The 21401-nt window shown below is 66.6% G+C and carries 25 protein-coding genes; 11 read left to right on the forward strand and 14 right to left on the reverse strand.

What is annotated here, in order from left to right:
* Window positions 1-93: 93 nt before the first annotated feature.
* A complete protein-coding gene (gene dxr / locus O3I_RS31085; protein WP_041564606.1) occupies window positions 94-1236 on the reverse strand; it encodes a 1-deoxy-D-xylulose-5-phosphate reductoisomerase in 1143 nt (380 codons plus the stop codon).
* Window positions 1237-1381: 145 nt separating this feature from the next.
* On the opposite strand from dxr, the gene O3I_RS31090 reads away from it, so the two are divergent.
* Entirely contained in the window at window positions 1382-1651 is a 270-nt protein-coding gene (locus O3I_RS31090; protein ID WP_014986993.1) for a DUF2631 domain-containing protein, read from the forward strand.
* A 243-nt stretch (window positions 1652-1894) separates the two neighbouring features.
* Here the strand turns inward: O3I_RS31090 and O3I_RS31095 are convergent, their stop codons facing one another.
* On the reverse strand, window positions 1895-2812 hold the full coding sequence (locus tag O3I_RS31095; RefSeq protein ID WP_014986994.1) for a LysR family transcriptional regulator: 918 nt from the start codon (window positions 2810-2812) through the stop codon (window positions 1895-1897).
* A 219-nt stretch (window positions 2813-3031) separates the two neighbouring features.
* Here O3I_RS31095 and O3I_RS31105 point away from each other — a divergent pair, with 219 nt between their 5' ends.
* Window positions 3032-3418: a DUF5997 family protein gene (locus O3I_RS31105; RefSeq protein ID WP_041564607.1), complete on the forward strand. Its 387-nt coding sequence runs from the start codon at window positions 3032-3034 to the stop codon at window positions 3416-3418.
* Window positions 3419-3445: 27 nt separating this feature from the next.
* Here O3I_RS31105 and O3I_RS31110 read toward each other — a convergent pair whose 3' ends face one another.
* The 4 genes from O3I_RS31110 to O3I_RS31125 all read right to left on the reverse strand — a co-directional run bounded on the left by O3I_RS31110 (window position 3446) and on the right by O3I_RS31125 (window position 6850).
* Entirely contained in the window at window positions 3446-3838 is a 393-nt protein-coding gene (locus O3I_RS31110; protein ID WP_014986996.1) for a rhodanese-like domain-containing protein, read from the reverse strand.
* Window positions 3835-4359, reverse strand: coding sequence for a cysteine dioxygenase (locus O3I_RS31115; protein WP_014986997.1), 525 nt, complete (start codon window positions 4357-4359; stop codon window positions 3835-3837). The genes O3I_RS31110 and O3I_RS31115 overlap by 4 nt, the downstream gene beginning before the upstream one ends.
* Window positions 4360-4544: 185 nt before the next feature.
* Window positions 4545-5801 carry a hypothetical protein gene (locus O3I_RS31120; RefSeq protein ID WP_014986998.1) on the reverse strand — a complete coding sequence of 419 codons (1257 nt, stop codon included), beginning with the start codon at window positions 5799-5801 and terminating at the stop codon, window positions 4545-4547.
* Window positions 5801-6850: an inositol monophosphatase family protein gene (locus O3I_RS31125; protein WP_237748164.1), complete on the reverse strand. Its 1050-nt coding sequence runs from the start codon at window positions 6848-6850 to the stop codon at window positions 5801-5803. Before O3I_RS31125 ends, O3I_RS31120 begins: the two co-directional genes overlap by 1 nt.
* Here O3I_RS31125 and O3I_RS31130 point away from each other — a divergent pair.
* From O3I_RS31130 to O3I_RS31145, 4 genes are all read left to right on the forward strand, one after another.
* Complete coding sequence (locus O3I_RS31130; RefSeq protein ID WP_014987000.1) at window positions 6832-7512, forward strand: C-terminal helicase domain-containing protein; 681 nt, start codon at window positions 6832-6834, stop codon at window positions 7510-7512. The two genes, O3I_RS31125 and O3I_RS31130, sit on opposite strands and share 19 nt — an antisense overlap.
* A 221-nt stretch (window positions 7513-7733) precedes the next feature.
* Window positions 7734-8414: a hypothetical protein gene (locus tag O3I_RS31135; protein ID WP_014987001.1), complete on the forward strand. Its 681-nt coding sequence runs from the start codon at window positions 7734-7736 to the stop codon at window positions 8412-8414.
* 317 nt (window positions 8415-8731) lie between these two features.
* Window positions 8732-9037 carry a helix-turn-helix domain-containing protein gene (locus tag O3I_RS31140; protein ID WP_081594345.1) on the forward strand — a complete coding sequence of 102 codons (306 nt, stop codon included), beginning with the start codon at window positions 8732-8734 and terminating at the stop codon, window positions 9035-9037.
* Window positions 9034-10272, forward strand: a complete 1239-nt coding sequence (locus O3I_RS31145) for a type II toxin-antitoxin system HipA family toxin (protein ID WP_041562983.1) — start codon at window positions 9034-9036, stop codon at window positions 10270-10272. The genes O3I_RS31140 and O3I_RS31145 overlap by 4 nt, the downstream gene beginning before the upstream one ends.
* 41 nt (window positions 10273-10313) lie before the next feature.
* On the opposite strand, the gene rlmN is transcribed toward O3I_RS31145, so the two are convergent.
* Window positions 10314-11423 (reverse strand): 23S rRNA (adenine(2503)-C(2))-methyltransferase RlmN, encoded by a 1110-nt coding sequence (rlmN, locus tag O3I_RS31150; RefSeq protein WP_014987003.1) that lies wholly within the window; start codon window positions 11421-11423, stop codon window positions 10314-10316.
* Between the two features lie 123 nt (window positions 11424-11546).
* Here rlmN and O3I_RS31155 point away from each other — a divergent pair, with 123 nt between their 5' ends.
* On the forward strand, window positions 11547-11921 hold the full coding sequence (locus O3I_RS31155; protein WP_014987004.1) for a LapA family protein: 375 nt from the start codon (window positions 11547-11549) through the stop codon (window positions 11919-11921).
* A gap of 1 nt (window position 11922) precedes the next feature.
* On the opposite strand, the gene O3I_RS31160 is transcribed toward O3I_RS31155, so the two are convergent.
* The 7 genes from O3I_RS31160 to rpsB form a co-directional block, all read right to left on the reverse strand.
* A complete protein-coding gene (locus O3I_RS31160; protein WP_014987005.1) occupies window positions 11923-12648 on the reverse strand; it encodes a hypothetical protein in 726 nt (241 codons plus the stop codon).
* On the reverse strand, window positions 12636-13331 hold the full coding sequence (locus O3I_RS31165) for a MarR family transcriptional regulator (protein WP_014987006.1): 696 nt from the start codon (window positions 13329-13331) through the stop codon (window positions 12636-12638). Before O3I_RS31165 ends, O3I_RS31160 begins: the two co-directional genes overlap by 13 nt.
* Before the next feature lie 74 nt (window positions 13332-13405).
* The gene (locus O3I_RS31170) at window positions 13406-14497 is read right to left on the reverse strand and encodes a phosphatidate cytidylyltransferase (RefSeq protein WP_014987007.1); all 1092 of its coding nucleotides are present in this window, start codon (window positions 14495-14497) and stop codon (window positions 13406-13408) included.
* 86 nt (window positions 14498-14583) lie between these two features.
* Window positions 14584-15141: a ribosome recycling factor gene (gene frr / locus O3I_RS31175; protein WP_014987008.1), complete on the reverse strand. Its 558-nt coding sequence runs from the start codon at window positions 15139-15141 to the stop codon at window positions 14584-14586.
* A gap of 68 nt (window positions 15142-15209) precedes the next feature.
* A complete protein-coding gene (pyrH, locus tag O3I_RS31180; protein ID WP_014987009.1) occupies window positions 15210-15938 on the reverse strand; it encodes a UMP kinase in 729 nt (242 codons plus the stop codon).
* A gap of 230 nt (window positions 15939-16168) precedes the next feature.
* Window positions 16169-16993 (reverse strand): translation elongation factor Ts, encoded by an 825-nt coding sequence (tsf, locus tag O3I_RS31185; RefSeq protein ID WP_014987010.1) that lies wholly within the window; start codon window positions 16991-16993, stop codon window positions 16169-16171.
* Between the two features lie 101 nt (window positions 16994-17094).
* Entirely contained in the window at window positions 17095-17937 is an 843-nt protein-coding gene (rpsB, locus tag O3I_RS31190) for a 30S ribosomal protein S2 (RefSeq protein ID WP_029893085.1), read from the reverse strand.
* Between the two features lie 391 nt (window positions 17938-18328).
* On the opposite strand from rpsB, the gene O3I_RS31195 reads away from it, so the two are divergent.
* The 4 genes from O3I_RS31195 to O3I_RS31210 all read left to right on the forward strand — a co-directional run bounded on the left by O3I_RS31195 (window position 18329) and on the right by O3I_RS31210 (window position 21342).
* Window positions 18329-18874, forward strand: coding sequence for a hypothetical protein (locus O3I_RS31195; RefSeq protein ID WP_014987012.1), 546 nt, complete (start codon window positions 18329-18331; stop codon window positions 18872-18874).
* Window positions 18875-18912: 38 nt separating this feature from the next.
* A complete protein-coding gene (locus O3I_RS31200) occupies window positions 18913-19392 on the forward strand; it encodes a M23 family metallopeptidase (RefSeq protein ID WP_014987013.1) in 480 nt (159 codons plus the stop codon).
* A gap of 151 nt (window positions 19393-19543) precedes the next feature.
* Window positions 19544-20695: an epoxide hydrolase family protein gene (locus tag O3I_RS31205; RefSeq protein WP_014987014.1), complete on the forward strand. Its 1152-nt coding sequence runs from the start codon at window positions 19544-19546 to the stop codon at window positions 20693-20695.
* Window positions 20696-20823: 128 nt separating this feature from the next.
* The gene (locus O3I_RS31210) at window positions 20824-21342 is read left to right on the forward strand and encodes a DUF1990 family protein (RefSeq protein WP_014987015.1); all 519 of its coding nucleotides are present in this window, start codon (window positions 20824-20826) and stop codon (window positions 21340-21342) included.
* Window positions 21343-21401: the final 59 nt, after the last annotated feature.

The following is a 21401-nucleotide window of genomic DNA, read 5'->3' on the forward strand; positions in this document are numbered from 1 at the left end:
AACCGGACACCCACCAGCCCCGGGTGCTCAGTCTGCCAGCCGAGGCTCACCTCGCGAATCGGAAACCTCCGGACGCAGGTCCCGGCCGCACACCTAGGCCGGGTCGACCCGGCCGCGGGTGAAATCGCGAGCCCACGTGTCGGCGGCCAGGACCTCGGCGAGCGACGTGGGTTCGGGCCGCCACTGGTCGGCGGCCTCGACCGCCGCCGCGACGGTGCGCACGATCTCGGGGAAGCGGATCTTGCCGTCGAGAAACGCCTGCACCGCGACCTCGTTGGCGGCGTTGTACACGGCGGTGACGCTGCCGCCCGCCTCGCCGGCCCGCCGGGCCAGATCGATGGCCGGGAAGACCGCGCTGTCGACCGGCTCGAAGGTCCAGGTGGCGGCGGTGCCCCAATCACAGGAGGCGGCCGCGCCGGGCACCCGGTCCGGCCAGCCGAGGGCCAGCGCGATCGGCAGCTTCATATCCGGCGGGCTCGCCTGCGCCAGCGTGGAACCGTCGGTGAAGGTGACCATCGAATGCACGATCGACTGCGGGTGCACGGTGACGTCGATGCGGTCGTACGGAATGCCGAACAGCAGGTGCGTCTCGATCAACTCGAGGCCCTTGTTCACCAGCGAGGCCGAATTGAGCGTGTTCATCGGGCCCATCGACCACGTCGGATGTGTCTTGGCCTCAGCCGGATTCACCGATTCCAGCATCTCGGTGGTCCAGCCGCGGAACGGACCGCCCGACGCGGTGAGCACGAGGCGGTCCACCTCGTCGGCACGCCCGCCGCGCAGGCACTGGGCCAGCGCGGAATGTTCCGAATCGACCGGCACGATCTGGCCGGGTGCGGCCGCGCGGGTGACGAGTGAACCACCGGCGACCAACGACTCCTTGTTGGCCAGCGCCAGCCTGGTCCCCGATTGCAGGGTGGCCAAGGTGGGCTCGAGCCCGAGCGAACCGACCAACGCGTTGAGCACGACGTCGGCCTCGGTGCGGCGGACCAGTTCGGTCACCGCCGCGGGACCGGCGAGTTCCAGGTCCAAGTGCGCGGCGGCGGCCGGGTCGGCGACCGCGACATTGCGCGTCCCGGTGGCCGCCATCTGCTGCGCCAGCAGCGCCGTATTACCGCCGCGAGCAGCCAGGCCGACCACCTCGAACCGGTCGGGATTGGCGGCGATCACCTCGAGCGCTTGGGTACCAATGGATCCGGTGCTGCCGAGGAGCAGGACTTTCACGATGTCGGACACCCGTTCATTGTGGCGCACAGAAAAGTTCGCCCGACGGGCGTGGCCCGACTGTCAACGACGCCCCGTCGTATGTCACGATATCGAGCAGCAGTCCCTTCGAGGGCGTACCGGAACCCGCGGTACCCGAACCAGCTAAGGAGCGATCGTGGCCGCCACGGAACTCGAACCCGCCAGCACCGAGCGCGGCATCGTCACTCACGTGGACACTGCCGAGGTTCCCTCCGCCGCCTGGGGTTGGAGCGGCGAATCGCCCAAGACCTTCCGCGTCGCGGGCTGGATCACCGCGCTCATCCTGATCGCGATGGTGATCGGCAACCACAAGGGACATGTCGAGGACATCTTCCTGATCGGCTTCGCCGCCGCCATCGTCGCCATCCTGGTCCGCGACTCGATCCTCAAGCGCAAGCCGAGGTAGGGAAGTTCGTCCCGCCCGCGCATGCCCGGCCGCAGGCGTGTGGCGCCGCGATCGACCCGGCCGGCCGGCTCGCGTGCTTGACCACGCCACCGCTCAGGCACCACACGGTCATTCGAAGACGACGCATCGTGGCCCTATGCGCATGCGCTGGTCGGCGGCAGCGTGACCGCGGCGGTCACCGGCGAGTTCCGCTGCAACGCGCGAAGTGACGCGTGGGGCGGGCCGGTGTCGCGTCCCGCCCACTCAGCGTCCGCGTCGCTTCGCCGGCTTCTTAGCCTGCGTTTTCCCGGCAGCCGACCGTTTGGCCGATGTCTTCTTTTGCGGCGTAGGGCTTTTCGCGCGCGTGGCCGGTGAGCGGGAGCTGCGTTCGGAGCGGCCCCGCACGACGCCGACGAACTCCTCGACCAGGTCCGTGGTGCGCGCGGCGGGCCACGCCAGGGCGATCTCGGTGTCCGCGCGATCCATGACGGTGCGGTAGACGACATCCTTGCGGGCGTGCAGGCGCGCGATCGAATGCGGCACCACGGTCACCCCGACGCCCGCGGCAACCAGTTCGATGGCGTCCGCCGCCGCGTCGATATCTGTGGCATCCTGCATCCATTCGCCGGACAGGTCCGCCATCCCGACCTGTTCGAACGCCGAGATCGGGTGGTCCTTCGGCACCACGACGACCGGCACCTCACGGTAGAGCGGAATCGCGCTCATCCCGTCCCGATCGATCGGCAGCCGGACGAAGCACAGATCCACCTGCTCGTCGCGCAACGCCGACTCCTGTGCCGCCATCGGCAGCGCCACCACCTCTAGCGGGATGTCCGGAAACCGCTCGCCCCAGATCCGCGTCCACTTCGACACCGTGACGCCGGGCACGAACCCCACCCGCAGCGCGGGCGCCGCCACCGGAGTCTCGGCCACCGCCTCGGCCCGCGCGATCATCTCCCGCGCCGCCGCCAGCAGTTCCGCCCCGTCCGCCGTCAACTGCGTCGGTTGCGCGCCCGGCACGAACAATTTCGTGCCGAGTTCCGCTTCCAGATCGATCACCGTCTGGCTCAACCGCTGCCGCGAAATGTTCAGCCCCTTCGCCGCCCGCGCGAAATGCAATTCCTCGGCAACCGCGACAAACCACCGCAGGCGCGCGACATCGATCGACTCGAACCGGCTCATGCAGGGAAGCGTATCCGTACCGGATAGGCTGGTAGCAATGAGCGAGCGACAGCGAGTGAATCAGAGACACAGCCCCCTCAGGCTTACGACGGAGCCGAGCGTCAGCGAGGCGCAGTCAATGAGCGAGCGACAGCGAGTGAATCGAAGGCACCGCGCCCTCAGGCTTACGACGGAGCCGAGCGTCAGCGAGGCGCAGTCGTGAGCCTGGACCCGCAGCAGATGAAGCCGTTGACCGCAGCCAACAAGCTGGGCATCTATCTTCCCGCTGCTCCCGAATCTTTCCGGACCACTCCCCTGTCCCGCGCCGACCTCGAGGCCTTGCGCACCGATCCCCCGGAGTGGCTCACCGAACTCCGCCGCACCGGCCCCTTCCCACGCGACATCACCGCCCGCAAACTCGGCATCTCCAACTCCGGCCTCTCCCGCGCCGGCGTCGCCGACGCCCTCACCGCCGACGAGATCGCCGCCCTCCTCGCCGACCCGCCGGAATGGCTGACCCGCGAACGCGAGACCTACGCCGAAGTCCGCAAGGAAAACGAGCGCATCGCCACCAAGGAAGCCGAGCGCCGCGCCGCCACCAACCGCCCAGCCAAGAACCGCTTCTGACTTCGGGTCCAGCAGGTGCCGCAGCGGCTACGGTACGGCCGGGGAGCCGCCCTCGACTACCGGCAGTCCGGCGGCTTTCCACGCGCGGAAGCCACCCACTAAGTCGGTGGCGTCACGAATGCCTAGTTCGCGGGCGTCGCGGGCGGCGAAGCTGGAGGCGTAGCCCTCGTTGCAGAAGATCACGACCGGCGTGTCCGGGGTGAGGCCGGGGAGCCGATGGTCGCCGTGCGGGTCGAGGCGCCATTCCAGGACGATGCGTTCGACCACGACCGCGCCGGGAATCTCGCCCTCTTCCGACCGGTTCGCGTAAGGCCGGATGTCGACCAGCAGGGCACCCGTGGTGCGCAGCGATTCGGCCTGTTCGGGACTGACGCGCACCAGGTTCGCCCGTGCCCGCGCGAGCAACTCCTCGGCGCTCATGCGCCGGAAACATCTGCGAGAGTGCGGTATTCACGCATCGGCCGCAGCGGCGGCGAGTAGGCGTGCACCGTCGCGGCGTCGTGGGCGCCGGTGTTGCGCAGCCGGTGCGCCCGCTCCGGACCGAACGCCACCGTGCTCCCCGCGCGACGCTGAGCGGCACGGACCGGACTGTGCGGAAACGCGAATTCCTCGTCGAGTTCGCCGTGCAGGACCGTGAACGAACCCGAGGCGCCGCCGTGATCGTGCGGTTCGGTCCCCTGCCCCGGCATCCAGGACAGCAGCCACAACTCGACGCCCATCGTCAGCGCCAGCCGCACCCACCAGCGTTGCGCCGGATCGAAACGCACCATGTCGAGCAGCGGCACGGTCAGCTCGCGCGTCACCACGCTGGTGAGTTCGTGCAGTTCATCGGGGGTCCACAGGGTGCGATCCGCTCGAACGAGATCGTCGAGCAGCGGCAGATCGAGATCAGGGTGCAGGTCTTTGGCGTGCTTCAATTTCACCGGCAGTGACGTGGTCACAGTGCGCTCCTGGCAGAGGTGTGGCGTGCGAGGTCGGGTTACGTCACCGACGACACGCACAGGCCGCGACACGAACCAGGTCGACGACCCGGTCGCTGGTCAGCAGAAGCCTTTGCACGAGTGCAGCTTACACAGCCCGCCGCCGTCATGGGGACGCTCCGTCCTGACAACAACCAGCCAGTCCACTAGCCCGCCCGCATCTCCCGGACGAACTCGCGGTACAGAAACTTCTGATGCAACCCCTCGAGATTCCCCGCATGCCGCCGAAACGGCACCATCGCCAGCCGCAACGGCCGGGTAACCGGCACCCCGGTCCCCCACTCCGCCACCGAAGCCACCGTTTCGATCAACCCGTCTTCGGTCGCGTTCCGCTCGGCGGAATCCAGTCCGAGATGCCGCAGCAACTGGTCCCGCACTCCTTCCACATCGAGCTCCAGCCGCCGCGCTTCCTCCTCGGTATCACAGCGAGACAGCGCCCGGCGGAAATCGACCGCACGAGAACGGTATTCATCGATTCGACCGCACACCATCTCCAGCCAGCGGTCCGCGCTGGACCGCCCGCGATCCTGCAACGACCACAGCCGCCCACCCAGCAGTGGAAGCTGGTATTCGAGCAGTTGCAGGCGTCGTCCCTCCCGCGGTCCGGCGACCTTGCGGATATCGCTGGGAATCCCGCGCACCGCGGAAATAACCTCCTCGATCGTGTTCTCCGGAACACCGTCGTCGAACAGATCGAACATGACCGAGAAGTCACGCCGCAACGGATGCGGTGTATACGCAACACCATTCACCTTGGCTCGCGCCGAGTAACGCAGTGAACGCACCAGCGTGGCAATGAGCCACAGTTGCTGGTGCGTGTCCGCGATCAGGTTGCGGAATTGTCCCTCCATCGCGAACGACGAGGCCCGCGCCCATTGACCGAACGCGTCGAGTTCGACACCGTCCGCGCCGCCGATCCGGGCGCGGTGATGGTCGTCGATCCGGACGTTCTCCCACTGGTAGTCCGCCCACGCCGCGATGTTCGCCAGCATGCGCTGCCCACCGCCGCGCTCCTGCACCTCTCGATCCGCTCTACGGGTCTTGTCGATGAACCGCAGCATGGTCTCGACACCGGTCGTCTTCAGCGTCTCCATCGCCGCGGCTTCGGCGGCGTCGAGCGCGGGCCGATCCTGCGGCCCGATCGCCATCGGCACCGCGATTCGAAGGTCGAACAGATGACGCAGAATTCGCGGATACGTACCGTAATCGACGGCCACCGGGTTCAGTTTTGTCGGATGCGGCACCAGCACTTCGTCGAAGTAGATCAGGGACTGCACGAGTTCCGCATAACACTGCTGTGCAAAAGGATCGCGCGGTCTCGCCGGTTGCCGGGAATTCTGCGAAAGAATGAATTCCTCCGCGCTGATGAACGTCGTGACGTCCACCATGACACGATTCGACATCAACCGCTCCGCGACTCCGCCAGTATCTGGACGAACCACCGAACCGAATCCGTTTCGCCCGCAATGGTTTCGGCGAACGTCGGTTCGCGCTGCGCGAGAAACTGCGGTTGCAGCGGTAGTGGGCTCCGCCCGTCGCCATCGGTCGCCGTGCGGCCCATGGCCGTGGCCAGCCCGATGCCCGCCGCCCCGTCCCAGACCTTCTGGTTCGGGCGGTAGAACAGATCGAATTGCTGGTCCGGCGCCTGTGTCCACGCGGTCAGGTCGATGCAGGTGCGAACCATGTCGAGCGTCTGCGAGGTGGTGCGAAGCTTCATCGCGCACCCGGTATCCGCGAGCGCGGCCTCGAACTTCCGAGGCGTCGAACCCTTACTGCGTGTGACGGACGCTCGTCGCGGTTTCGCCGCCGCAGTCAACTGCGGGGCCTGTTGCCCGTTCACGAGGACCTCCCCGGACCAGTGGATCGCGATCGGCGTCCGGCCTGCGCCTAATTCGGGTGCGAGCACATAGGCGGCCGCAGGCACACCCGCGTCGAGAAGACACACGACACTGCAGAATTCACGCCCGTCCGGCGACACGAACTCGCTCGTGCCGTCGATCGGATCGATGATCCAGGTCGGCTCGCCCGAACTCGGTAGCTCGGCCTCGTCCTCCTCCGCGACGAACCGAGACCCCGGATAGTGCCGTTGAATGGTCTCGATGATCGCCGTCTGCGTCGCGAGATCCGCCTCCGACAGCAACGTGTCGTCGGCCTTCCGATCTACTTGCAACGATGCGAGATTCTTCCGATACCCGCCGAGCAACGGCAGCAACTGCTCGTCCAATGCCTTCCACAACGATCCGACATCGCTCAAGGGAGCCCTCCGCACGAGTTGGTCCTCTGAGGGTAGCGAAATCGCCGGCCTCTTTGAGCCGATGCTCACGAATCCGGAGGGAACGCCGACTCGCGCACTTCGGCTCCTCCTCGACGTGGTCAGCGCCGAAAAGACTCCCATGCAACAGGTTTCAGGTTGGTTGCCCACCGGTTCGCCTGATGTGTAGTGTCCGGACAACGTCCCTGCGCAACGCCCTGCCGGCTGGCGCGACCATCGGCGTCGTCACCCCGTTCGCCCGGCAGGCCGCACTGATTCGCCGCAAGCTACGAGGGGTGGAATCCGTTCGCGTCGGCACCGCCCACACCTTCCAAGGCGGCGAGTGCGACGCGATCATCTTCAGCCTGGTGGCTGCCGACGGGATCGGTTCCGGCGCACTGGCTTTCCTGGATGAGCAGGCGAACCTGTGGAACGTCGCGATCACCCGGGCGCGAGCGCACCTGTTCATCGTCGGCAGTAGCGATTTCTGGGTGCGCCGGGGCGGCCTCGGCCGTCGACTGCACGATGAAATCGCCGTTGCGCGTGGCGATGTCGCGTGGCAGCACGGCGACGAGTTGCGTGACCTGCTCCATCAACGGTTGAAACAGGACGGGTGCCAGGTCGACTTGGCGGTGCGCCGGTCCGGGTACGTCATGGACGCACTGGTCACGACCGGCACCGGGGCGGAAACCGCGGTCGTCCTCGACACCGGGGCCGCGTCGGCGGCGGAGTTCGCCCGCCATCTCCGGCTCCAACAGCGGCGTGCGGCGCTGCTGACAGCACCCGATACGCAGCGGGAAGGGTATCGCCTGCCCGCCTGGCAACTGTTCGCGAATCGGCCGACTCCGCAGGTCGAGGCTTAGCTCCGAGAAACTGGACGATGGTCCAATAATGTGCTGCGGTTAACACTCAGCAAGTCTTGCTTATGACGACTCGCCGACTACCGTTGAAGTCATACATTCATGCGGAATCGCTATCGTCAGCGGGGCTGCGCGACGCCCACGACGTCGCGGGACAAGTCCGCAATCTCGAACCGATCCGCGATACCGCCGTGCCGACAGGCCGAAACCGAGGATGAGTACGCATGAACCGATCGACGAAACTCGTTGCCGTGGTGGCATGTACGGCCGCCATCGTGGCCGCCTCGGTCACGTCGGCACAAGCCGACCCGGAACCCGCGGGCATCCAGTACACCGCGCAAGCCGTCGGCAGCTCGATGACCCTCACCACGGACGCCGGCTCCCTCGACACCGCCGACGACCGCCTCGAGATCCGCGACAACGACGGCAACCTGATGGCCGCGTTCCCGCTCGGCTACTACCGAGACAACCAGCGCTATCCGATCGCCGCCGTCATCGACGGCAACACCGCGACCCTGACCCCGAGCGTCGACCCCGCGACCGCGACACCCGCCCCCGGCACCACCGACCAATTGCACGACGTCGCCCTGGACCCCACCTCTCCCGCCTTCGGCGCCGCCCTGTCGACCTTCTCCACCGTCGTCGGCATCGGCACCGCCCTGGGCACCATCATCGGCACCCTCGTCGGCGCATCCCTCGGCTGCCTCCTCGGCGGTCTGCTCGTCGGCGGCGCCGCCACCCTCCCCACCTTCGGCGCCCTCACCATCCCCGGCTTCCTCGGCGGCTGCATCGTCACCGCCATCCCCGGCGCCGCCCTTGGCGCCATAGTCGGCACCATCGCCTTCGGCGTCCCCGCCATCATCATCGGCGGCATCCTCCTGGCCGGCACCCTCGGCGCGATGTGAGTCGACGGGGCATGCACCTCCACCAACCGATTCACCCGAAGCAGAGCATCACCTAGACCGGCCGGCTCAACGTCGGCCGGTCTAGGCCACCGCGGTGGAAGATCCCGCATATGCGTTCCGCTGAGCGACGTGCATCGACCGGCACGAGTGCAGTTAACAGTGCTATCACAATGATTAGATGACCAATTGCCGCAAGCAGACAACTATAACCTGCTATCGTTGCCATGAAAACGTTAAGCGATCCGAAACCCTCCCGATCGCAAAGAACGCAACAATCGACGCCGTTAACGCTTCGATAGCAACGATAGGAGCGAGTGGTGACAAGGCCGAAACCTCGACGCCGCCCCAAAGAGCAAACGGGGCCGCTCGCCTCCTTCGGAGCGCTCACTGCAGAGCGGCGGCGCAGTCTCGGCCTCACTCAGCTCGACCTAGCAGATCTGGCCGACGTCGGTGTTTCGTCGGTGCGCACGCTGGAAGCGGGACAAACGTCCCCGACGCTGACGATCACGCTACGCATTCTCGATGCGCTCGGACTCACGCTCGTCTGCATGCCCCACGCAGACGCCCCGAAGGGGACTACTGGCACCGTCATCGAATTGAGCAGTGCCGAGGCGCTGCGGTGAGCGACCTTACCCAGCTTCGCCACGTCGAAGCAGCCGACGTCTACAAAGCTGACAGACTCGCCGGCCACCTCCGTCGAGAACGCGACGATGTCGTATTCACATACGCCGAACCCTATCTCGCTGACTCAGCGACGCCGTCAGTAGCGTTCACCTTGCCGAAGTGGGCGGGGGTGTACCGCTCGACCGGCGGATCCGTGCCAGCCTTCTTCGCTGGGCTACTGCCGGAAGGTCTACGACTGACAGCGATCACCACCGCTGCCCGGACAAGCGAGGACGATCATCTCAGCATCCTGCTCGCCGTCGGTGCCGACACGATAGGCGATGTTCGGGTGTTGCCCGCTGGAGCGGATCCCACCGATCCAGCTCCGCTGTTCGACCAGACCGACACGGCGAGAGCAGATTTCAAGGCGTTGTTCTCCCGCGCCACCTCCGCCGACACTGACGCGCTCGACCGGACCGCGTTACCTGGAGTCCAAATCAAGGTATCCGCCCAAATGATCTCGACGCCGGTTTCCACTACCCGAGGCCCGGCCATCCTCAAATTGAATCCGCCTGAATATCCCTTCCTGGTCGAGAACGAGAACTTCTTTCTCGACATGGCAGGCGCGTGCGGACTCCGAGTTCCGAACCACCATCTGGCCACCGATGGCAACGGGCGCACCGCGTTGTTCATCAGTCGATTCGACCGCGTCGACGAACACGGCGAGATTCGCCGTCTCGCGCAAGAAGACGCTTGCCAAGTACTCGGCCGCTACCCTGCCGCAAAGTACCGAATCACGTTGCAAGAAGCCATCAAAGCCCTCGCTGACGCAGTCACCGCCGGCCGTGGCTCCGCCCCCTTCGCCGTTCTGACTATGCTCGAAATCGCAGCCTTCAGCTACCTCATCGGCAATGGCGATCTTCACGGCAAAAACCTTTCCGTACGCCAAAGCCCTGACGGCATATGGGAAGTCACCCCAGCCTACGACCTACTCAGTAGCCAGCCCTACCTGAACTGGGCCGACCCCATGGCACTGTCACTGTACGGGCGCGACGCCAAGCTGACCTACCGCTGGTGGAAAGAAGCCGCAACCCGCATGGGTGTTACCGAGCGCGCCATCAAACGCAGCATGACGCGCATCGTCGACGCATCCGAACCATGGATCGACCGGATCGCAGACATCGGCTTCGACGACAAGACGACCAGCCACCTCACAACACTGATCACCGATCGCCGCCGCGAACTCCGGCCTTAAGGAACTCGAGACCGACAAGGTGGTCACCACGACCAGTTCGACTAACCTTCAGCCGCCAGCTGCCCACAAGCGGCAGCGATCTCCTGCCCACGCGTATCACGCACCGTGCAAGGCACACCCTGGGCGTTCACGCGCCGAACGAACTCCGCTTCAACAGGTTTCGGCGAAGCATCCCATTTGCTTCCCGGGGTGGGGTTGAGCGGGATGACATTCACGTGCACGCGGGAGCCGAGCGCCTTGTGCAACTTGGAGCCCAACATGTCGGCGCGCCAGGGCTGGTCGTTGATATCGCGGATCAACGCGTATTCGATCGAGACGCGACGACCCGACTTGTCGGCGTAGTAGCGAGCGGCATCGAGAACCTCCGCGACCGGCCAACGGTTGTTGACCGGGACGAGGGTGTCACGGAGTTCGTCGTCGGGGGTGTGCAAAGAAACGGCGAGGGTGACGGAGAGATCTTCGTCGGCGAGTTTGCGGATGGCAGGAGCCAGGCCGACGGTGGAGACGACGACGTTGCGTTGGGAGATGCCGAAACCGTCCGGCGCGGGCGAGGTGATCCGGCGGACCGCGGCGACGACGCGCTTGTAGTTGGCCAGCGGCTCACCCATGCCCATGAAGACGATGTTGGAGAGTCGGCCGGGGCCGCCGGTGACTTCGCCGTCGCGCATGGCGGCCGCCGCGGCGCGGACCTGGTCGACGATTTCGGCGGTGGACAGGTTGCGGTTCAGGCCGCCCTGGCCGGTCGCGCAGAACGGGCACGCCATGCCGCAGCCGGCTTGGCTGGAGATGCACAGCGTCGCCCGGTCGGGGTAGCGCATGAGCACGCTTTCGAGCAGTGTGCCATCGCCCGCGCGCCACAACGTCTTTCGGGTTTCACCCGCATCGCAGGCGACGTGTTTGACGACCGACATCAGCGGCGGGAACAGTGCCTCGCCGATTTTCTCGCGCACCTGTGCGGGCAGGTCGGTCATCTGTTCCGGGTCGGCTTGCAGCCTGCCGTAGTACTGGCGGGCGATCTGGTCGGCGCGGAACTTCGGCAGTCCCAGCTCCTCGACGGCCGCCCGCCTGCCCTCGGCGTCGAGGTCGGCGAGGTGCCGCGGCGGCATGCCACGGCGCGGGGCATCGAAAACGAGGGGCAGGGAGACGGTCATAGTTCTCCCATTCTCCCATCTGGGCGAATGGGCCGCACACTCGCCTGCTCGAGCCGGACGACATGCCCAGTTCGTTGCCGGGAAATACGTGTGGTTGTAATAGCAGTGGGTAATGATCGACCCATGTCGACCAATCCTGACCACCTGCCGGAGCCCGATCCCGATCTGACGGACGAGCGCACCGCCCCCACCCCCGACCCGGTCGCCCCACCTGCGACAACCGGGCCGACGACCACGGTTCCGACCAAGCATCGCCAGTCGCTGTCTTCCCGCACGGGCAACACCTGGGTGGCCTTGATCGCGGGCGCATTGATCCTGATCGTCCTGCTGGTTTTCATCCTGCAGAACCTCGATCAGGTGAACGTGGGCCTGTTCTTCTGGCACTTCTCGCTGCCGCTCGGTGTCGCGGTTCTGCTGTCGGTGATCGGCGGCGCACTCGTCATGGCCCTCGTCGGCGGTGTCCGCATCCTCCAATTGCGCCGCGCCGCCAAGAAGTAGGTCACCGGGCCAGCGCCCGCACCAGCGCCCGTATTCGAGCAGGGTTCCCGGTCCACTTCCGCAAGGCCTGCCCAGGCCGATCGAAGTGCTCCTGCAACAGACCGAGCGCCTCGGTGAACGTGGCCCCTTCGGGCCACCCACCGCCGTCGGCGTACCCGCACTCCAGCAGCCGGCCGATGTCCTCGGCATCGCGCGGTACTCGGCGCTGCAGATAGCCGAACACCTTGATACAGAGCGCGGTCGGCACGTCGGGGATCGCGATCCGCGCCGAGAGGCGACTGCCGTCGGTCAGGGCGGCAGTGAGCGCGATCCAGATCGGCTCCCGCGCCAAAGCGACGTGGACCGCCGGGATCCCGTCCACCGCAATGGGACCCGCGTCGAGATCGGGTATGTGCCGATAGGTGAACGAGGGAGCAAGCAGGTCGATGGTCGCGAACGTCCCGCCGACCGATCGCTCGAATCTGTTGCCGGAACGAGGATTGTCGTAACCCAGCCGACGCAGGCGGTCCAGGAGCACACCGCCGCGAATGCTGACCAATTCGACCGCGAGGTCGGCGTCCCTGGTCGCCCGCAACGGCACCGACACGCCTGTGCGCAGGACGTGCAGATTGACCATGTGCCCGCCGATCACCGCCCAGGATCCCAACGCCACCGCGGCGGCATCGGCCAGCGCCAGGTACGCACCGTCTTCCGCGCGAGATCCGCTGACGACAGTCAGCTCGTACACGACTCGACCTCGAGGTCGGCGCGCGCGCTGAGAAATCGCTGTTCCAATTCGGCGACCGCATCGACGGCGTCGGGACCGCCGACGGTCAGGATGTGCCTGGCTACCTCGATGACCGGCGCGAGCGGCCATGCCAGATCCCGCGGGCCGCCCATTGCGGCCGCGAGCCGCGAATCCAGATGCCAGCCCGGCGAAATCGCACCGACACTGACCACCAGGGTCGCATCGGACGGATCGGTCTCGACCCGGACGAACCCGGCACTTTCCAGTTCGAGGCGGCTGTCGGCATGAATCAGCACGATGTCGGGGATCCGCCACGGCGCGACGAGGTCGGCTGCCCAATCACCGCAGACCCGGACCGAGACCCGCTGCGCCGAAGCTTGTTCCAGCACCAGCTCGATCTGCCGTTGCGCGCTGTCGAGGCTGTACCAGGCTTCGACGGCTTCCTGCCGCGGCGCACGGGCCGCAACCAAACGATCGAACAATTCGCGAGGTCGCCGGACCTGCCAGCCGTCAGCGGACCGTTCGGTCCAGCCGTTCGCGTCTGCCGCGGTCAGAATCTGCGAGATACGCGCCTGGGTGACTCCGGTGGCCGCGGCGATGTGGACTTGGCGTTGCGGCGTGGGGTTGCCGAGGAGGTAGGCCAGCACCGCGACCTCCGCGTGCGCCAAACGTTTCGCCGACATGAGCCGAGTATATAAATTTTTGCGGGTGCGCGGAAGAAAATTTATATATGCAGGTCAGAGCTTCCGAAGCTCGTTCAGAGCAGGGTGCTCAGGACCAACCAGGAGACGAAAGCGGAGGGGAGCATCGAGTCGAGGCGGTCCATGATGCCGCCGTGCCCGGGCAGCAGGGTGCCCATGTCCTTGATGCCGAGTTCGCGTTTGATCTGGGATTCGATCAGGTCACCGCAGGTGGCGACGAGCACGAGGCCGACGCCGAGCACGACGCCGATCATCGAGTTGGCGTCGAGCAGCAGCGTGACGGTGAGCAGGCCGCCGATGACGCTGAAGACGAGCGACCCGCCGAAACCTTCCCAGGACTTCTTCGGGCTGATCGACGGCACCATCGGATGCCTGCCGAACAGAACGCCCGCGACGTAGCCGCCGACGTCGGAGCAGACGACCAGGATCATGAAGGTCAGCACCCGCAGGTTGCCGTCGTCTTCGAGCAGCAGCAGAGTGGCGAAGGAGGCGAGCAGGGGGATCCAGGCCAGCGTGAAGATCGTGATGGCGGTGTCGCGCAGGAAGTTTCGTGGCGCGGTCTGCAAGCCGTGATCGAACAGGCGCCACACCATGCAGGTCAGCGTGGTCGCCGCGAACGCACCGGCGACACCGCTGGCCCCGTACGGCCAGCCCAGCCAGAACACCGCCTGCCCGCCCACGATGAGCGGGATGCGCGGGACCAGCACGTCGGCCTCGCGCAGCCGTTTGGCGACCTCCCAGGTGGCGACGCCGACCGCGACGCCGACGACACCGATGAACACCTTCGGCACGAACAACAGGATCGCGATGAGCGAGAGGCCGAGCCCGAACCCGACCGCCAGCGCCGCGGGCAGGTTCCGGCCGGCCCGCGAACCGGACGCCGGCGCGCCGGCGACCACGGCCTGCGGGCCGTGCGCCTCGGGATCGTGCTCATCGGCAGCGACCACGGCGGCTTCACCCCCGGTCGCGGACCATTCGGCCCCCGAGACCCCCGAGCCGACCGTCGCGCCGGCTAGAGCCTCGTGACCAGATGCTTCCGCATCGCGCACGTGCTCCTGCCTCGCTTCAGCTGTACCGTCCACCGGCATCGGCTCCTCTGCCGCACCGGTCGCGGCGGCGTTCTCGGCCACGATTGTCCCGTCGCTCAACTCGTCGTTCCGTTCGTCCTCCGCCCGAGCGGGCCTTCGGCTGCGTTCGAACCCGCGGCGACTGCCCCGGTGCGCACGCCGTGGCGTCAGACCTCGAGCAGTTCCGCTTCCTTGTGCTTGACCAGTTCGTCGATCTGGCCGACATACTTGGCGGTGGTCTTGTCGAGGTCTTTCTCGGCGCGCCCGACCTCGTCCTCCCCCGCCTCGCCATCCTTCTGGATGCGCGACAGTTCGTCCATGGCTTTGCGGCGGACATTGCGGATCGACACCTTCGCGTCCTCACCCTTGCCCTTGGCCTGCTTGGCCAGTTCGCGGCGGCGCTCCTCGGTCAGCTGCGGCACCGAAATCCGAATGATGTCACCGTTGTTCGTGGGGTTCACGCCGAGATCCGAGTTGCGGATGGCGGTTTCGATCGCGCCGAGCTGAGCTTGCTCATAGGGCTTGATCACGACCATGCGCGGCTCAGGCACGGTGATGCTGGATATCTGGGTGATGGGCGTCGGCGAACCGTAGTAGTCGACCACGATCCGGGAGAACATGCCCGGATTGGCCCGCCCGGTGCGAATGGATCCGAGATCGTCCTTCGCCACCGAGACAGCCTTTTCCATCTTCTCCTCGGCGTCGAAGAGCGCTTCTTCAATCACGACCATGTCCTTCCTTAGACACCGGCTCCACAGCGTCGTCATCGTCATCGTCCGCGCGGGTCGCGGGGTCAGGACCGAACCAATGTGCCGATCTTCTCACCGGCGACCGCCCGGGCGATATTGCCCTTGGTCAACAAATTGAACACCAGCATCGGCATCTGGTTGTCCATACAGAGACTGAAGGCCGTCGCGTCGGCCACCTTGAGACCTTGTTCGATGACCTCTTTGTGGGTGATCTCGGAGAACATCGTGGCGTTCTCGTCCACCTTCGGGTCGGCGGTGAACACCCCGTCGACCGCCTTCGCCATCAGCACCACCTCGGCGCCGATCTCCAGCGCACGTTGCGCGGCGGTCGTATCGGTGGAGAAGTACGGCATGCCCATGCCCGCACCGAAGATCACCACGCGCCCCTTCTCCAGATGCCGCTTGGCGCGCAACGGGAGGTAGGGCTCGGCGACCTGACCCATGGTGATCGCGGTCTGCACCCGGGTCTCGATCCCCTGCTTTTGCAGAAAGTCTTGCAGCGCAAGGCTGTTCATCACGGTACCGAGCATGCCCATGTAGTCCGAACGGGCCCGCTCCATGCCGCGCTCCTCGAGCTCGGCGCCGCGGAAGAAGTTGCCGCCGCCGATCACCACGGCCACCTGCACGCCGGTCGCGACGACCTCGGCGATCTGCTCGGCGACCGCTTCCACGACGTCCGGGTCGAGCCCCACCCTGCCGCCGCCGAACATCTCGCCACCCAATTTGAGAAGTACCCGGCGATATCCTGGGCGGTCGTTCCCCGGGTCCGTCATGGGTGTTCTTCTCCTTCGGCGGTCAACGTTGTTCTCGGCAGGCAAGTGCGTCAAAGAATTCGGCAGCTCGGAAAGGCTCCTCAACACGGAGCGGCTCCTATCCTGCCTCATGCGGGTTCGGCGGCATGAGAAGACCCCCCGTCAACCGGCGAAACGGTCGACGAGGGGTCTGCTCGATATAGCCATACGGCGGTTGTCAGACCAGGTCGGGCTGACCGTGCGGGGCACGATCAGTTGGAGCCGACCTCGAAGCGGGCGAAGCGGGTCACGGTGACACCGGCCTCGTCCAGCAGGGCCTTGACGGTCTTCTTCGAATCGGTGACCGACGACTGCTCCAGCAGCACGACGTCCTTGAAGAAGCCGTTGACGCGGCCTTCGGTGATCTTCGGGAGGGCGGCCTCGGGCTTGCCCTCCTCGCGCGCGGTCTGCTCGGCGATGCGACGCTCGTTCTCCACGACATCGGCCGGAACCTCGTCGCGGGTCACGTACTTCGCCTTGAGCGCGGCGACCTGCATGGCGGCGGCACGGGCGGCCTCGGCGGCCGCGTCACCCTCGCCCTGGTACTCGATCAGCACGCCGACGGCCGGCGGCAGATCCGAGGCCCGCTTGTGCAGGTAGGTGGCGACCGGGCCGTCGAGCGCGATCACGCGACGCAGCTCGAGCTTCTCGCCGATCTTCGCGGCGAGCGCCTGCACGGCCTCGTCGGCGGTCTTGCCACCGAGGTCGAGGGCCTTCAGCGCGTCCAGGTCGGCGGGCTTGGCGGTCGCGGCGGCGGTCACGATCTGGTCGGCCAGCTCCTGGAACTCCGCGTTCTTGGCGACGAAGTCGGTCTCGGAGTTGAGCTCGACCATCACGCCGCCCTTGGCGGCGACCAGGCCTTCGGCAGTGGTCCGCTCGGCACGCTTGCCGACGTCCTTCGCGCCCTTGATGCGCAGGATCTCGACGGCCTTGTCGAAGTCGCCGTCGGTCTCGGCCAGCGCGTTCTTACAATCCATCATTCCGGAGCCGGTGAGCTCCCGGAGCCGCTTCACATCGGCAGCGGTGTAGTTCGCCATCGGTGGCGAGCCTCCTTCGGAGAAAGTTCTTCGAGTACTGGGCAGCGGTGATCACCATCGCACGCGTTGGTGATCACCGCTGGAACAGCGAGTTACGAGACTCAGGCCTCGGCCGGGGTCTCCACGGCAGCAGCCTCGGCCGGAGCTTCGGCAGGCGCCTCGGCGGCCGGTGCGGCCGACGCGAGGAGCTCCTGCTCCCACTCGGCGAGCGGCTCGCCCGCGCCGGCTTCCGGCTTGTCGTCACCGGAGGACAGGCCGGCCCGCGCCTGCACGCCCTCGGCCACCGCGGAGGCGACGACCTTGGTCAGCAGCGCGGCGGAACGGATCGCGTCGTCGTTGCCCGGGATCGGGTAGTCGACCAGGTCGGGGTCGCAGTTGGTGTCCAGGATCGCGATGACCGGGATGTTCAGCTTGCGCGCCTCGCCGACGGCGATGTGCTCCTTGTTGGTGTCGACGACCCAGATGGCCGAAGGCACCTTGGCCATGTCGCGGATACCGCCGAGGGTGCGCTCCAGCTTGTTCATCTCACGCGTGAGCATGAGGATTTCCTTCTTGGTGCGACCCTCGAAACCACCGGTCTGCTCCATCGCCTCGAGCTCCTTGAGGCGCTGCAGACGCTTGTGCACGGTGGAGAAGTTGGTGAGCATGCCACCCAGCCAACGCTGGTTGACGTAGGGCATCCCGACGCGAGTCGCCTCGGCCGCGATCGACTCCTGGGCCTGCTTCTTGGTACCGACGAAGAGGACGGTGCCACCGTGGGCGACGGTCTCCTTGACGAACTCGTAGGCCTTGTCGATGTAGGTCAGCGTCTGCTGCAGGTCGATGATGTAGATGCCGTTGCGGTCGGTGAAGATGAACCGCTTCATCTTCGGGTTCCAGCGCCGAGTCTGGTGCCCGAAGTGTGCGCCGCTGTCGAGCAGCTGCTTCATTGTTACGACAGCCATGGCTCTCGTATCTCTCTTTCGTTGCCGGTTGACGCAGCGAATCGGTGATTCGTTGCCCTGGCGCCTCCGAATCGTCGGACCCGACCGCGAGGGTGGGGACCAGCCGACGACTCCCTGCTCCGCACAGGAGCTGCCGCGAACCCGAGGATGTGACTGGTTCGAACAGCGCCGTTGCGAACAAGCACGGGGTGGCGCGCGAAGTCGGTCCATGCAGGCACAGACCGCTCGACCAGTCTATCGGGTCCGCCGCCAGCTGCTAAATCGGCCTGTCAACGGGGTGAATCGCGGGTGCACACGAGGTGGAACGAGCGATGTCCACAAGTCGGAAAGTTGTGCACATTCGGGGTGGTGGGGGTACCGGGATCGCGTCCGGGCGATGAGGCTTTTCGGTATGCCTCCACATCCGATCTCCACACTGACGACACTGGTCATCCCCCTTTTCTTCGTGCTGGGCGTGGTGAGCGCGCCGACCGGCGCGGCGGGGCCGTTGGGCACGAACGCCATGAATGCTCCCGCCGGCTCGGTCGGTTTTGCCGGGCCGCCAGGTGCGGATGCCGTGGTCGGCGACCGGGCGGGAACGTCCGATACACCGGGACCGCAGGTCGGCCGGGAGTGTTCGGGTTCGGCTTGTGCGTTGCGGCGGCTCGCGCCGCGGGCGGTGGGCGAGGGGTTCGGCGGAAGCTCGCCCGCCGGTCCGGCGGTCGCACCTGCCTGGTGTGCGGCGCTGGGGCCGATCACGCTGATTCCCACGCCCACGGCCGACTGTGCGGCGGGTGGTACGGATCCGTTCGGGCACACTCCGCTCGATCCCGAGTATTGCGAATATGTCAGTCCCGCACCTTTTTTCATGTCGCCGAGTGATTCCGAGTTCTGTGGGCTCGTGTCCCCTGCACCGCTGTCGTTGCCGTCGGCGGGCGCGGGACAACCGGCGGGATGAAATGGGCTGGTGCGCTTCGGTTCACGCCGGTGGCAGGGATGGTGCTGGCGCTTGTCGTCGGCACCGAATCGCTCGCGGTCGCCGAACCCGTGGGACCGTTCGGCTGGCCGCTGCAACCGCGGCCCGCCGTGGTCCGGCACTTCGACAAACCTGCCCAGGACTGGCTGCCCGGACATCGCGGTGTCGACCTCGCGGGCACGGCGGGCCAAGTGGTGCTGGCCGCGGGTGACGGGATCGTGGTGTTCGCGGGAACCGTCGCCGACAAACCCGTGGTCTCGATCGACCATCCCGGCGGCATGCGGACCACTTACGAGCCGGTGCGAGCCGAGGTGCCGGTCGGCCGCCGGGTCACCCGCGGCACACCGATCGGCACGCTCGAACCCGGACACGAAGGCTGTGGAACCTGCCTCCACTGGGGTCTGCGCAGCGAAGGATCCAGCAGACGCAAACGCGAATACCTCGACCCCCTAGGCCTACTCCACCTCACTCCCCTACGCCTGAAACCCGCGTCTTCCTAGCTCCCACCACCCGTATCGGACGGTGACGACCCCGCAGCGAAGGATGGCGACCGGACTACCAAGACCAGCGCAGACGGAGTGGCGCGCGACACGGTCCAGCCGCGGCGATCTAGGACAGGTTGTGGCCTAGTCGGTCTCTAGGTTGCTGAGCATGGACGCTGACATCATTCCCTTCCGGATCCAGATTCCGCAGGTCGAGCTCGATGATCTGCGTAACCGCCTGGCCCGGACCCGATCGCCGTACCCCGTGCCCGGTGCCGACGCACAGTGGGACCGTGGCATCCCTCCGCGCTACCTGCACGAACTGGCCGCTCACTGGGCGGAGGAGTTCGATTGGCGAGCCCACGAGGCCCAGTTGAACACCTACGCCCAGTTCCGCACCGAAATCGACGGCCAGACAATCCATTTCCTGCACCTGCGATCACCGGAGCCGAACGCGGTCCCGCTCCTGCTCAATCACAGTTACCCCACCTCGTTCGTGGAGTTCCTCGCGGCCAGCGGACCGCTGACCGACCCGCGCGCACACGGCGGCGACCCGGCCGACGCCTTCCACCTCGTGATCCCCTCGCTGCCCGGCTTCGTCTTCTCCAGCCCGCTCTCCGCGCGCGGTTGGCACCTCGAACGGACCGCGCTCGCGTTCGGGGAGCTGATGACCCGACTCGGTTACGAACGCTTCGGTGCCGAAGGCGGCGATCTCGGCGCCGGTGTGACCGGCCGGCTGGCCGCACTGCTGCCTGATCGTGTGATCGGCGCACTCACCCACGGCGATCGGCTGCAGCTCGGTATGGCGGGCGAGGATTTCCCGGTACCGGACGGCCTGAGTCCGCAGCAACGCACCGAACTCGAATCAGCGCAACGAAGCTGGTCGCAGGGCAAAGGCTATCGCGTGTTGCAGTCCACCCAGCCCAATGCCCTCGCGGCGGGCTTGGCCGACTCCCCCATCCTGCAACTGGCCTGGATCGCCGAGAAGCTCGCCGCGTGGGCCAATCCGGCCACGCCCATCAGCCGCGAGCATGTGCTGATCACCGCCAGCCTCTACTGGTTCACCCGAACTGGACCGGCGGCAGCCGACTTCTACTGGGAGATGGCGCACGCCGAGAACGCGGGCTGGGGCGCGCAGTCAGATGTGCCGCACGGGGCGTCGGTGTTCTACACCGATCCGCTCGTCCGCAAAGTTCTCGACCCCGGCGACCAGGTCGCTTTCTTCCGGGAGCACGAAGCAGGCGGCCACTTCCCCGCGATCGAAGTTCCGGACCTGTTCGTCGACGACATCCGCGATTTCTTCCGGCAGCTCCGCGGGTGACACTCGCCGCCAGCGGCCGGACCACTGGGAACGCTGTGGGTTTGGGTTCGTCCGCGAGGCGGGCGGTGTGTCGGAGGAGACGGGACGGAATTGTTCCGCGATTGAGTGTGGGGAGTGAAGATCAGGAGATGGAGTATGCGCCGGGCGAGCCCTCGTTCACCTATCCGGAAGTCGGTGCCACCAGCGGTGAACCGCCGCAGGGGTATCACCATTTCCGGTTACGGCGGCGGATCGGGCAGGGGCGGGCGCTGTTCGAGCATGCGGCGGTGGAGATTCTCGGGTATCGAATGCAGAAGGGAACCCACATCTTTCATGCCGCGTCCACGCCGACAGCCGAGCCGGGTACCCGGCTCACGGTACGACTCGGCGTCGGACCGCTGAGCATCATCGCGCCATGCCAGGTGGTGTATGTGCTGGCCGCACCGAATCAACGCGGCTTCGCCTACGGCACTTTGCCCGGGCACCCGGAGATCGGCGAGGAACTGTTCGCCGTCGAATACGACCCGGCCGACGACAGCGTCTACGGCGTGGTCACCGCGTTCTCCCGCCCAGGCACCTGGTACACCCGCCTCGGTGGCCCAGTGGTGCGCGGAATCCAGCGGTTCTTCGCGGGTCGATACATCCGCACCCTGTCCACCAGCGTGTAGCGCACGTGCAGAGCGCACGCCCGACTCGCCAGGAGTGCGGGCGTGCGCCCACAGGGGCG

Source organism: Nocardia brasiliensis ATCC 700358 (genome assembly GCF_000250675.2).
In the GTDB taxonomy this organism is placed as follows: domain Bacteria; phylum Actinomycetota; class Actinomycetes; order Mycobacteriales; family Mycobacteriaceae; genus Nocardia; species Nocardia brasiliensis_B.